A 12,371-nucleotide genomic window follows, 5' to 3' on the forward strand; every position below is an offset into this window, starting at 1 on the left:
GCTGAGCCTCAGCCAGGTTTCGATTTGATGTTTTGATTTTGAGTTTGCGTAATCGATGCGTTTCGAACCGCCGGCCCAGGGCCGGCGGTTCGCGTTTGACGGCGAGGCAGACGCATTTCAAGGCGCTGGTGAACGCCGGGATTTGTGCCCATTTGGTGTTTCTGGACAGGCTGCGGTGCGACCGCTAAAAGGCCATGTCTATTTTCCGCCGGCAGCCGGCGGTTCTCTCGAAAAGGCAGTATTCATGAGTGGCGTCAACGAGATCCGGTCGGCATTTCTCGACTATTTTCGCAAGGAAGGTCACGAGGTCGTCGCGTCAAGCCCGCTGGTGCCGCGCAACGACCCGACGCTGATGTTCACCAATGCCGGCATGGTGCAGTTCAAGAACGTTTTCACCGGTCTGGAGAAGCGGCCCTATTCGCGCGCCACGACCGCCCAGAAGAGTGTTCGCGCCGGCGGCAAGCACAACGACCTCGACAATGTCGGCTACACCGCGCGCCACCTGACCTTCTTCGAGATGCTCGGCAATTTTTCCTTCGGCGACTATTTCAAGGAGCGGGCCATAGAGCTTGCCTGGAACCTGATCACCAGGGAGTTCGGGCTGAAGAAGGACAAGCTGCTGGTCACCGTCTACCACACCGACGACGAGGCGGCCTCGTACTGGAAGAAGATCGCCGGCCTTTCGGACGATCGCATCATCCGCATCGCGACTTCGGACAATTTCTGGGCAATGGGCGACACTGGACCTTGCGGGCCGTGTTCGGAGATATTCATCGACCGTGGCGAGCATATCTGGGGCGGCCCTCCCGGCAGCCCCGAGGAGGATGGCGACCGTTTCCTTGAATTCTGGAACCTGGTGTTCATGCAGTACGAACAGGTGACGAAGGACGAGCGCGTCGACCTGCCGCGTCCGTCGATCGACACAGGCATGGGCCTCGAGCGCATGGCATCCATCCTGCAAGGGGTTGAAAGCGTCTTCGAAACCGACCTGTTCCGCCACCTGATCGACGCTGCGTCGTCGGCGCTCGGCCGCGGTCCGGATGCGGACGCCGTCGCATCGTTGCGCGTCATCGCCGACCATTTGCGTTCGTCCTGCTTCCTGGTCGCCGACGGCGTGCTGCCGTCCAACGAAGGACGCGGCTACGTGCTTCGTCGCATCATGCGCCGCGCCATGCGCCACGCGCAGTTGCTCGGCGCCCGCGATCCGCTGATGTGGCGCCTGGTGCCGGCACTGGTCCGCGAGATGGGCCAAGCCTACCCGGAACTGGTGCGCGGCGAACAGATGATCACCGAAACGCTGAAGCTTGAGGAAACTCGTTTCCGCAAGACGCTGGTGCGCGGCTTGGGCTTGCTTTCGGAGGCGACGGAAAAGCTGGCCTCCGGCGACATGCTGGATGGCGAGACAGCGTTCAAGCTCTACGACACCTATGGCTTTCCGCTCGATCTGACGCAGGACGCGCTGCGCCAGCGCAACATCTCGGTCAACCTTGCCGGCTTCACCGAGGCGATGGAGCGGCAGAAAGCGGAGGCGCGCAAAAGCTGGGCCGGCTCCGGCGACGTGGCGACCGAGACGGTATGGTTTCCGGTGCGCGAGAACGCCGGCGCCACCGAGTTCCTCGGCTATGAGACCGAGCAGGCGGAAGGCCTCATCCAGGCGCTGGTCAGGGACGGCAAGACCGTCGACAGTGCCGGCAAAGGCGACGCCGTTGCCGTGGTTGTCAACCAGACGCCGTTCTATGGCGAGTCCGGTGGCCAGATGGGCGATACCGGCGTCATTTCGGGCGACGGGTTCTCGATCGAAATATCCGATACCCAGAAGAAGGCCGATGGGCTTTTCGTGCATCTCGGCAAGGTGGCCAACGGCACGGTCAAGACGGGCGCGACCGTCGAGCTGAAGGTGGACCACGCGCGTCGCTCCAGGCTGCGCGCGAACCATTCCGCCACGCATCTGATCCATGAGGCGCTGCGCGAGGTGCTGGGTACCCATGTGGCGCAGAAGGGCTCGCTGGTCGCGCCCGAGCGTCTGCGCTTCGACATTTCGCACAACAAGCCGATCTCGCCTGACGAGCTCGAAGAGGTCGAGCGCATGGCAAACGAGATCGTCGTTCAGAACGGCCCTGTAACCACACGCCTGATGTCTGTCGACGACGCCATTGCCGAAGGCGCCATGGCGCTGTTTGGCGAGAAATATGGCGATGAAGTGCGCGTCGTTTCGATGGGCACGGGCTTGCATGGCGCCAAGGCCAACCGGCCTTATTCGGTCGAGCTATGCGGCGGCACGCATGTCAGGGCGACCGGCGATATCGGCCTGGTGCGCATCGTGTCCGACAGCGCGGTCGCTGCCGGCGTGCGCCGCATCGAGGCGTTGACCGGCGAGGCGGCCAGAAAGCATCTCGACGAACAGGACAAGCGGTTGAAGGCGGCCGCCGCCGCGTTGAAGATTTCGCCGGCCGATGTGCCGGCCCGCGTCGAGGCGCTGCTGGACGAACGCAAGAAGCTCGAAAAGGAGCTGATCGAGGCGCGCAAGAAGCTGGCGCTGGGCGATCGCTCGCCAGCCGGTGTGCCTGCGGAAAACGAAACCATTGCCGGTGTCGGTTTTCTCGGCAAGGCGGTATCGGGCGTCTCGCCAAAGGATCTTAAGCCGTTGGCCGATGCCGGCAAGAAGTCGCTCGGCTCCGGCATCGTCGTCTTTGTCGGCGCCGGCGAGGACAACAAGGCGAGCGTCGTCGTCGCCGTCACCGATGATCTGACCGGCCGCTTCAACGCCATCGATCTGGTGCGCGTCGCGTCCGCGGCATTGGGCGGGCAGGGCGGCGGCGGGCGACCCGATATGGCTCAGGCCGGCGGCCCGGACGGCTCGAAGGCCGAAGACGCGATCGCTGCGGTGAAGGCGGCTCTCGAAGCGGCGTGAACCTGCACCGGGGGCGGCACGGCCGAAATGGCGCGCCGCCCAGCGGATATCTTTGAGGGCCGATATGCCGACGCTGACGATGTATCAGGTCGATGCCTTTGCCGAACGGGCCTTCCAGGGTAACCCTGCCGCCGTTCTCCTTTTAGAGGAATGGCTGTCGGAGCAGGTAATGCAGGCCATCGCCAACGAAAACAATCTTGCTGAAACCGCGTTTGTGCGGCCGAATGGCAAAGGTTGGGATTTGCGCTGGTTCACGCCGGTCCATGAAGTCGACTTCTGCGGCCACGCCACTCTTGCGGCCGCCCATGTGCTGGCTACGGAATACAATGGTCAGGGCGAAATGGCCTTCGCCACCCGGGTCGGCGAGCTGCGGGTTTCCCGGTGGGGAGGGGCCTATCAGCTTGATCTGCCGTGTTTTCCGCCGCAGCCCATCGAGGAAGAGCTGAACTCGGCGCTGCAAGCGATATTGCCTCAGCGGCCGGTTGCGAGCTTCCGCAATTTCGAGAACCTGTTTGTCGAGCTTGCCGACGAGACAACCGTGCGATCTTTCGTTCCCGATCTGCTCAGGATCGGACGTTTTCATCCTCTCGGCCTGGTTATTACCGCGCCTGGGCGAGCCCACGATTTCGTCTCCCGTTACTTTGTGCCCGGGGCGGGCATTCCCGAGGATCCGGTTACCGGCTCCATTCATGCGACGCTGGTACCTTACTGGGCTGAAAAACTCGGCAAGACGCATCTGTCGGCATTCCAATGCTCGCAGCGCGGCGGGCATTTGCTATGCGAACTGGCCGGAGATCGCGTGCTGATCACAGGCCGTGCGAAGACCTTCATGAAGGCGGAGATCTACCTTCCCGATTGAGCGGCTTGCGAGGCAGAGAAGGCAAGGATCTGGGAGAATTGTCGCCAGCCTCGGCGGGACAGCACCCCCCTCTGTCCGGCAGGACAGAGGGGGGTGCTGTCCCTCGGCCTCTCGTATCTTTGTCACCCTGCCTTTTCGGCTTTCGCAAAACTCGCGCGTTGAGTGATGCGCGCATACCAATCCCGAATATCGGCAAACTCGGCCAGCAGGGCTTGTCCCTCGGCGACCTTAACGAAATAGCCGATGATCGGTGCGGCGTGCAGGTCGGCCAGCGTCAGGTCCGTCCCCAACAGCCAAGGCCCTTCGGCTTTCAGCGAGGAGAGCGCCTGCAATGCCGTTCTTGCCTGCCGCAACCCGTTGGCGATCACGGCTTCGTCGGGCGGCGTTTTTTCCAGCCGCTCGACAGCGACATCCCAGACCATGGTCCTGTAGGCGTAGGCGTCGAGCAGGCCGGTGATCTGGTTCATGCGTGCTCGAGGCCGGGCTCCGGCCGGCTGCAGCGCCGGGCCGTCAAAGGCTTCGTCGACATAACGGGCAATCGCGCCAGTCTCGTAGAGGCGAAAGCCGTCATGCTCGAAGGTCGGGATGCGGCCGAACGGCTGGTGCTCGAAATACCAGCCGGGAATGCCGTCCGCGGCAAAGACGTCGACGGGCACGAGCTCGTAGCCGACGCCCTTTTCCTCCAGCACCAGCCGCACGATGCGCACATAGACGCTGTAGTCCGCGCCGTAGACGACGGGCTTGCCCATGCCGGTTGGGCTCAGGCCATCGCTTTCTGCAAATTCTCGTCGATCTTGTCGAGGAAGCCGGTGGTCGAAAGCCATGGCTGGTCGGGGCCGATCAGCAGCGACAGGTCCTTGGTCATGAAGCCGGACTCGACCGTCTGGATGCAGACCCTTTCCAGCGTCTCGGCAAAGCGCTTCAGTTCGGCATTGTCGTCGAGCTTGGCGCGATGCGCGAGGCCGCGCGTCCAAGCGAAGATCGAGGCGATCGAATTGGTCGAGGTCTCCTCGCCCTTCTGGTGCTGGCGATAGTGGCGGGTAACGGTGCCGTGCGCGGCTTCCGCCTCGACGGTCTTGCCGTCCGGCGTCATCAGCACCGAGGTCATCAGGCCGAGCGAGCCGAAGCCTTGCGCCACCGTGTCGGACTGAACGTCGCCGTCATAATTCTTGCAGGCCCAGACATATCCACCCGACCATTTCAGGCTCGAGGCCACCATGTCGTCGATCAGCCGGTGCTCGTACCAGAGCTTCTTCGCTTTGAATTCTGTTTCGAACTCCGCCTCGTAGACCTCCTGGAAGATGTCCTTGAAGCGGCCGTCATAGGCTTTGAGGATCGTGTTCTTGGTCGAGAGGTAGACGGGGTAATTACGCAGCAGGCCGTAATTCAGGGAGGCGCGGGCGAATTCGCGGATCGATTCGTCGAGATTGTACATGGCCATGGCGACGCCGGCGCCGGGTGCGTCGAAGACATCGTGCTCGATCACCTGGCCGTCCTCGCCGACGAATTTGATCGTCAGCTTGCCCTTGCCGGGAAAGCGGAAGTCGGTGGCGCGGTACTGGTCGCCGAAGGCGTGGCGGCCGACGATGATCGGCTTGGTCCAGCCGGGCACCAGCCGCGGCACGTTCTTCATGATGATCGGCTCGCGAAAGATGGTGCCGCCGAGGATGTTGCGGATGGTGCCGTTCGGCGACTTCCACATCTTCTTCAGCTTGAATTCCTCGACGCGCTGCTCGTCGGGCGTGATCGTCGCGCATTTCACGCCGACGCCGTATTTCTTGATGGCGTTGGCGGAATCGATGGTCACCTGGTCGTTGGTGGCGTCGCGGTGCTCGATGCCGAGGTCGTAATATTCGAGCTTGAGGTCGAGATAAGGGTGGATCAGCTTGTCCTTGATGAACTGCCAGATGATGCGGGTCATCTCGTCGCCGTCGAGTTCGACGACCGGGTTCGCCACCTTGATCTTCGCCATGGAAAGAATGCCTCGCTTTTGGGGAACGGAACGGCGTTGCCCGCACGGCTGCCGGCCCTGGGATGCGGCCCGTATATCAAAGGCTTTTTGGCCGCGCAAACGGCGAACCGCGCCGTAGTGCCGGCATTCCTTGCGAAAGCTTCATTTTCGCCGCCAAATGTGGCAGGGGACTGCGAAATGCCGCAAACAGCAGTTCACTGACAACCATGGCCGCTACCCAGGATCCCGACACCCCTCTTGCCTCTGGAACTCCAGCGTCCGGACCGGCGATCATCCTGGTCGAGCCGCAGCTCGGCGAGAATATCGGCATGGTTGCACGCGCCATGGCCAATTTCGGCCTTTCCGAGCTGCGGCTCGTCAATCCGCGCGACGGCTGGCCGAGCGAGAAGGCGCGTGCCGCCGCAAGCCGCGCCGACCACGTCATCGATGCCGTCAAGGTGTTCGATGACCTGGCCTCGGCGGTTGCCGATTTGAACTTCGTCTTCGCCACCACGGCGCGCGCGCGCGACAATTTCAAGCCGGTGCGCGGTCCGGTCGAGGCGGGCAGGGCGCTGCGGGCGCGGCAGCGGGCCGGCCAGCGCACCGGCATCCTGTTCGGCCGCGAGCGCTTCGGCCTCTATAATGACGAGGTCGGCCTTGCCGACGAGATCGTCACCTTCCCCGTCGATCCAGCCTTCTCCTCGCTCAACATCGCCCAGGCTGCCCTGCTGATGTCCTATGAATGGATGAAGTCCGGCCTGGAAGACGAGACCAGGACCAACTTCTCCGGCCCCGAAATGCCGCCGGCTGCGAAGGAAGAATTGCACGGCCTGTTTGCGTATCTGGAAGGTGCACTGGAGGCGCGCGGCTATTTCCGCCCGGCAGCGAAGAAGCCGAAGATGGTCGACAATTTGCGCGCTGTGCTGACCCGCCCCGGCTTTGCCGAGCCGGAGCTCAAGGTGCTGCGCGGCATAATATCATCGCTGGACAGGTTCTCGCCGGCCATGCCGCGCGGCGACGGATCGCCCGGCGACGACCCAAGGCGGCTCCCGGCGGCCGCGGCACGCGCTGCGAGGGCGAAAGACAAAGACTAGCCTCGGAACGACCCATACCTCACCAGTAACCGAATGTTATTTGGTGTGATCCATTGTCCGGCGAACGATGGATCCTTTCGATGTTCAATTCAAATATCGGGCGTCTTCGCTTTTTCTTCTATTCCGCGGCCTTGCTGGTTGCGGAAATCGTGACCTTTGTGCTGTGCGTCGTGGGGACCGTCGGCTTCGAGGGTTTGGCCAATTCGAAACCCGGTCCTTCCAGGGAAGGGCTGGCCGCGGCTGTTCTCGTTACCTCGCTGGTGATCGTTCTGTTCCGCGCGAATTTCGCCTGGCGTCGAAGTCGCGACGCGCAAGGGTCGGGTTGGATCCTTTGGTCGTATATCGTGTTCTCGACGCTGTTCGCGATCCTGCAGGCCGGTACTGTTCTTGTCGTAAAATTCGACGGCGAAGATTCGCATTCCGGCCTTAACCTGCTGGGATTAGCTCTTGTCGGGCTGTGGGCCGTCATCTTGGCGGGCAAGCCGGCGGGTGGCGGCTCTTCGGATATGGCGTCATCCCTGAGTTTCGACGATTTCGACCCGCCCGGGCCGCTGCGCGGTCGCGGGGCGCCCTATTCAGAGTCAGCCGCCGGCGTGACGGCCCAGGCTCCAGCCTACGCCACGCGGGCCGCGCCGGTGCCGTCGAACCACCCTGCATCTCAACCTGCATCTCCGGCGAACGGCCGGCCGCGGCCCAGCGGCTTCGGCAAGCGCGGCCTTGTGTGACCGGCTCGCCGCATCAAGGCCATGATGGTTCCACATAGAAGCGGCCGGGATAAAGCATCATTGGCCGAAGCAGCAAGCATGGGCCGGGCCTCCCTCGTGATCTCGTTTGTGATTCCCAGCCCTTAGTGACTCAATGACAATGACCGATCCATCGAGCGCCCGTCCGATCCTGATGTTCGATTCCGGCATTGGCGGCCTCACCGTGCTGCGTGAGGCGCGCGTGCTGATGCCTGACCGCCGCTTCATCTATGTCGCCGACGACGCGGCGTTCCCCTTCGGCGGCTGGGAGGAGCCAGCGCTGAGAACACATATCCTGGAGTTGTTCGCCAGGCTGCTCGACCGGTTTTCGCCGGCCATTTCGGTCATCGCCTGCAACACCGCCTCGACGCTGGTCATCGATGCGTTGCGCGAGAGGTTTCCCGGCCATCCTTTCGTCGGCACCGTGCCGGCCATCAAGCCGGCGGCGGAACGCACGCGCTCAGGTCTGGTTTCGGTGCTGGCGACGCCCGGCACCGTCAAGCGCCAGTACACGCGCGACCTGATCAGCAAATGGGCGCAGAAATGCCATGTCCGCCTGGTCGGCAGCGACAGGCTGGCTGGATTGGCCGAAGCCTATATGCGCGATGGTTTTGTCGACGAGGACGCCGTGCGCGCCGAGATCGCGCCGTGCTTCGTCGAGCATGACGGGCTGCGCACCGACATCGTCGTGCTTGCCTGCACCCATTATCCGTTTTTGGCCAACCGCATGCGCAAGACAGCACCGTGGCCGGTCGACTGGCTCGACCCGGCCGAGGCGATCGCACGCCGCGCGCTGTCGCTGCTTGCCGATACCGAGGCCGGTTATCGCAGAGAGGCACTGCCGGAAGGCGCCGACCTTGCATTCTTCACCTCGAACAGCGCCGATTTTCCGACGCGCCGGCTGATGCAGGGATTTGGCCTGGCGATATCCTGATCGCAGGCAATTTTCGCTTTGGGAACATCACACCGGACAATGCGTTTTCCTCTCATTGGAAACGGGAGAAACCATCATGCCAGCCACCTCAAAAGCCCAGCAGAAAGCGGCCGGCGCGGCATTGTCAGCCAAGCGCGGCGAGACCAAGAAGGGCGCGCTCAAAGGCGCGTCGAAGGGAATGTATAAATCCATGAGCGAAAAACAGCTCGAGGAATTCGCCGAGACCAAGCGCAAGGGCCTGCCGGAAAAGAAGTCGAAACACTGATCGACTGGCCATTCTGACGGCGGATGCCGGTCAATAAAAGGCCCGCGGCTGAGCCGCGGGCCATGAAGTCTCAACGGGACGAAAATTACCAGTTCCAGCCCCACCCGCAGCGCCGCACTTTGTAGCGGATCACCTTGCGATGACCGTGGCGCCACACCACCTTCTTCTTGACCACGATGCGGCAGACCTGGTGATGCCTGTGCCCATGCCAATGCCGGGCCTGCGCCGGCTCGGGCGCGACCGCCATCGTGCCGGCCATCACCGCGGCTCCTACCAACGTAAGGAAGAACTTCTTCATGCGAATTCCAGCTCCTCTGACTTCAGTCCCTTCCTGATGCCGCTGGCGCAACCTCCCGCCACATCCGGCACGTTCTACAACCGTAACACTATCCGGTTCGGCGATTCGCGCCAGCCAGAAGCTTGACAGCGGTTAAATCTCCGTTTAACCAGCCCACCAACACCGGGCCGCAATGCCCGGTGGTTTTCTTTATGTGTGCAAGACGTTTGGGAAGCCGGTTTTACTTTCCCTATGTCTTGTTTGAAATGACGTGTCCCGTGGGTTTTCCGTCGCGTTGCGTGGAAAACCCTGTCAGGTCTCGAAAACGGGGGCCAGAGGAGGGCGCGTTTCCTTCACCCGGATCATGAGGTTCCGGGTGCATTGTTTTGAAAGGGAATGCGATGAGCAAGCGCGAATCCGCGAAGTACAAGATCGACCGCCGTCTTGGCGAAAACATCTGGGGCCGCCCGAAGTCCCCGGTCAACAAGCGTGAATACGGCCCCGGCCAGCATGGCCAGCGCCGCAAGGGCAAGCTTTCCGATTTCGGCCTGCAGCTGCGCGCCAAGCAGAAGCTGAAGGGCCACTACGGCGACGTTTCGGAAAAGCAGTTCCGCAAGGTCTATGAAGAGGCGGACCGCCGCAAGGGCGACACCTCGGAGAACCTGATCGGCCTGCTCGAATCGCGCCTCGACGCAGTCGTCTACCGCGCCAAGTTCGTGCCGACCATCTTTGCGGCGCGCCAGTTCGTCAATCACGGCCACGTCAACGTCAACGGCAGGCGTGTCAACATCGGCTCGTACCGCTGCAAGCCGGGCGACGTCATCGAAGTGCGCGAGAAGTCGAAGCAGCTGGTCATCGTGCTGGAATCGGTGGGCCTGGCCGAGCGCGACGTGCCCGATTACATCGAGGCCGATCACAACAAGATGACCGCGGCTTTCACGCGCATCCCCGGCCTGGCGGACGTTCCGTTTGCCGTGCAGATGGAACCGAACCTGGTCGTCGAGTTCTATTCACGCTGATCGGCGCGTTCGTCGCGATACAATCGAAGGCCGCCCGTCGAGGCGGCCTTTTCTTTTTCGTTCCTTTTCCGCGGCGTGATTCCGAAATCGATTTCGATTTTCGGTCCGATGCGGTACTGCGGGCTGCAACAGGATCTTGGGGCCGAAGCGCCATGAATATGCTGCCAGACGCCGAAACACTCGAACCGGTCGCCGACACCGAAGGCGGCTTTCATCCGCTGTTTGCCGATGTGCCGTCCTCCGTCGAGTTCAACAAGCTGCGCAAGCGGCTGTTGCGGCTTGCCCGGCAGGCGATCGACGATTTCTCCATGGTGAGGCCCGGCGACCGCTGGCTGGTCGCTCTGTCGGGCGGCAAGGATTCCTACGGCCTGCTTGCCGTGCTGCTCGATCTCAAATGGCGCGGGCTGCTGCCGGTCGAGCTGTTGGCCTGCAATCTCGACCAGGGCCAGCCGAACTTTCCCAAGCACATATTGCCCGATTATCTCGATAGATATGCCATTCCGCATCGCATCGAATATCAGGACACCTATTCGGTGGTCACCGACAAGCTGGCCGAGGGCAGCACCTATTGCTCGCTGTGCTCGCGGCTACGGCGCGGCCATCTCTATCGCATTGCCCGCGAGGAGGGCTGCTCGGCGCTGGTGCTCGGCCACCACCGCGAGGACATACTGGAAACCTTCTTCATGAACCTGTTCCATGGCGGGCGCCTGGCCGCCATGCCGCCGAAGCTGCTCAATGACGAAGGCGATGTCATGGTGCTGCGGCCGCTCGCCTATTGTGCGGAAGCCGATCTCGAGAAATTCGCCGGCGCCATGAAATTCCCGATCATTCCGTGCGATCTGTGCGGTAGCCAGGAAGGCCTGCAGCGCAACGCCATGAAGGCGATGCTCGACGACATCGAGAAGCGCATGCCCGGCCGCAAGGACACGATGATCCACGCCATGACCAATGTGCGGCGTTCGCATCTGCTCGACAGGAAGCTGTTCGATTTCGCCGCCCTCAACGAAACCCTCACCACCAGGCGTCCCGATGACATTTGACGATAGCGCGATCGACTGGCTTGCCGACCTTCTGTCGGAAGCCGCCGTCGCCGAGATCATGCCACGCTTTCGCCGGTTGAGCGAGGGCGACGTCCGTCGCAAGACCTCGGCCGCCGATCTCGTCACCGAGGCCGACGTCAATGCCGAACGGCTCATCACCGCCAGGCTGCGCCAGCGTTATCCCCACGCAATGATCGTCGGCGAGGAGGCCTGCTCCGACGACCCGACGCTGCTCGACGGTCTCGGCGATGCCGAACTCGCCTTCGTCATCGACCCGGTCGACGGCACCTTCAACTTCGCCTCCGGCGTGCCGCTGTTCGGCGTCATGCTTGGCGTCGTGATCAAGGGCGAGACGGTCGCCGGCATCATTCACGATCCCGTCGGCAAGGATTGGCTGATCGGCGTTAGTGGCGCCGGCAGCCATATCCGCCATGCCCATGGCGATCTGGAAAAGGTCCATGTCGCCAAACCGGCGCCGATGTCGGAAATGACCGGTGCGGTCTCATGGCACTATGTGCCCGAGCCGGACCGCTCACGTTTGGCGCGCAACCAGACCAAGTCGCTATCGCAGTTCAACTATCGCTGCGCCGCCCACGAATACCGCCTGCTGGCCAGCGGCCACGGCCATTTCGTCGTCTACAACAAGCTGATGCCTTGGGACCACTTGGCCGGCGTGCTGATCCATGCAGAGGCCGGCGGCCATGCCGCGCGCTTCGACGGCAGCGCCTATCTGCCGTCGCATGTCGGGGGCGGCCTGCTGGTCGCGCCGGACAGGGAGAGCTGGCGAGAGCTGCGCCGCGAGCTCTGGGCGGAATAACTCTTCGCTGCCAAAGTTGTCCAATCTTGTGCGAAACCGGAGATCTCGAATGAAACCTCGGTCCGCAATTGTTGCAACGGCCTTTGCCCTTGCCTTGGTTGCCGGTGTCAATGAAGCAAGCGCTGGGGAACGCGCATGTCGCAGTCCCGACTCCGTCGACACCATAGACGAGATGTTCTCCGCGATCTTCGCCTGTTGGAAGCCGCCGCCCGGAACCGCGGGCATGACCCTGACACTGCAGTTCTCAATTCGCCGAAACGGCACGCTTATCGGCAAGCCGCGCGCCACTTACTCCCATCTAGGGGACGATGGTCCGCTCAACCGGGCCTTCGTGGCTTCCGTCCTCGAGGCGCTCGACAAGGCTCTTCCACTGCCCGTTTCGGACAGTATGGGTGGAGCAATCGCAGGACGTACGCTGTTCCCTCGCTTCACCGCGGTCAGTGAGGGTGCATCCTAGGCGC

General features: G+C 62.6%; 13 protein-coding genes. 10 read left to right on the forward strand and 3 right to left on the reverse strand.

The features are described from left to right. The first annotated feature begins 244 nt into the window (after nt 1-244). Together alaS and NKI16_RS22935 are read left to right on the forward strand one after the other, a co-directional pair. Nucleotides 245-2,911 carry an alanine--tRNA ligase gene (alaS, locus tag NKI16_RS22930; protein ID WP_352625342.1) on the forward strand — a complete coding sequence of 889 codons (2,667 nt, stop codon included), beginning with the start codon at nt 245-247 and terminating at the stop codon, nt 2,909-2,911. Nucleotides 2,912-2,975: 64 nt separating this feature from the next. Continuing rightward, nucleotides 2,976-3,770 carry a PhzF family phenazine biosynthesis protein gene (locus tag NKI16_RS22935; protein WP_352590660.1) on the forward strand — a complete coding sequence of 265 codons (795 nt, stop codon included), beginning with the start codon at nt 2,976-2,978 and terminating at the stop codon, nt 3,768-3,770. 122 nt (nt 3,771-3,892) lie between these two features. On the opposite strand, the gene NKI16_RS22940 is transcribed toward NKI16_RS22935, so the two are convergent. Both NKI16_RS22940 and NKI16_RS22945 read right to left on the reverse strand, forming a co-directional pair. After that, nucleotides 3,893-4,519: a glutathione S-transferase family protein gene (locus NKI16_RS22940; RefSeq protein WP_352590663.1), complete on the reverse strand. Its 627-nt coding sequence runs from the start codon at nt 4,517-4,519 to the stop codon at nt 3,893-3,895. Between the two features lie 11 nt (nt 4,520-4,530). Beyond that, nucleotides 4,531-5,742: an NADP-dependent isocitrate dehydrogenase gene (locus NKI16_RS22945; RefSeq protein ID WP_352457792.1), complete on the reverse strand. Its 1,212-nt coding sequence runs from the start codon at nt 5,740-5,742 to the stop codon at nt 4,531-4,533. Nucleotides 5,743-5,948: 206 nt separating this feature from the next. On the opposite strand from NKI16_RS22945, the gene NKI16_RS22950 reads away from it, so the two are divergent. The 4 genes from NKI16_RS22950 (at nt 5,949) to NKI16_RS22965 (ending at nt 8,757) form a co-directional block, all read left to right on the forward strand. Continuing rightward, complete coding sequence (locus NKI16_RS22950) at nt 5,949-6,815, forward strand: RNA methyltransferase (RefSeq protein ID WP_352623654.1); 867 nt, start codon at nt 5,949-5,951, stop codon at nt 6,813-6,815. Between the two features lie 80 nt (nt 6,816-6,895). Next, the gene (locus tag NKI16_RS22955; RefSeq protein ID WP_502897616.1) at nt 6,896-7,540 is read left to right on the forward strand and encodes a DUF805 domain-containing protein; all 645 of its coding nucleotides are present in this window, start codon (nt 6,896-6,898) and stop codon (nt 7,538-7,540) included. 139 nt (nt 7,541-7,679) lie between these two features. Next, nucleotides 7,680-8,492 carry a glutamate racemase gene (gene murI / locus NKI16_RS22960; protein WP_352623651.1) on the forward strand — a complete coding sequence of 271 codons (813 nt, stop codon included), beginning with the start codon at nt 7,680-7,682 and terminating at the stop codon, nt 8,490-8,492. Between the two features lie 76 nt (nt 8,493-8,568). Beyond that, nucleotides 8,569-8,757: a DUF3008 family protein gene (locus NKI16_RS22965; protein ID WP_023674705.1), complete on the forward strand. Its 189-nt coding sequence runs from the start codon at nt 8,569-8,571 to the stop codon at nt 8,755-8,757. Between the two features lie 85 nt (nt 8,758-8,842). Here NKI16_RS22965 and NKI16_RS22970 read toward each other — a convergent pair whose 3' ends face one another. Then, nucleotides 8,843-9,055, reverse strand: coding sequence for a hypothetical protein (locus NKI16_RS22970; RefSeq protein ID WP_023674706.1), 213 nt, complete (start codon nt 9,053-9,055; stop codon nt 8,843-8,845). Nucleotides 9,056-9,435: 380 nt separating this feature from the next. Here NKI16_RS22970 and rpsD point away from each other — a divergent pair, with 380 nt between their 5' ends. From rpsD to NKI16_RS34090, 4 genes are all read left to right on the forward strand, one after another. Further along, on the forward strand, nt 9,436-10,053 hold the full coding sequence (rpsD, locus tag NKI16_RS22975; protein WP_352623650.1) for a 30S ribosomal protein S4: 618 nt from the start codon (nt 9,436-9,438) through the stop codon (nt 10,051-10,053). A gap of 152 nt (nt 10,054-10,205) precedes the next feature. Further along, nucleotides 10,206-11,093, forward strand: a complete 888-nt coding sequence (ttcA, locus tag NKI16_RS22980; RefSeq protein ID WP_352623648.1) for a tRNA 2-thiocytidine(32) synthetase TtcA — start codon at nt 10,206-10,208, stop codon at nt 11,091-11,093. Further along, entirely contained in the window at nt 11,083-11,910 is an 828-nt protein-coding gene (locus NKI16_RS22985; RefSeq protein WP_352576004.1) for an inositol monophosphatase family protein, read from the forward strand. The genes ttcA and NKI16_RS22985 overlap by 11 nt, the downstream gene beginning before the upstream one ends. 49 nt (nt 11,911-11,959) lie before the next feature. Then, a complete protein-coding gene (locus tag NKI16_RS34090; protein WP_352501584.1) occupies nt 11,960-12,367 on the forward strand; it encodes a UCP034077 family protein in 408 nt (135 codons plus the stop codon). Nucleotides 12,368-12,371 lie beyond the last annotated feature (4 nt).

It is taken from the genome of Mesorhizobium sp. M0698 (genome assembly GCF_040320455.1).
In the GTDB taxonomy this organism is placed as follows: Bacteria; Pseudomonadota; Alphaproteobacteria; order Rhizobiales; family Rhizobiaceae; genus Mesorhizobium.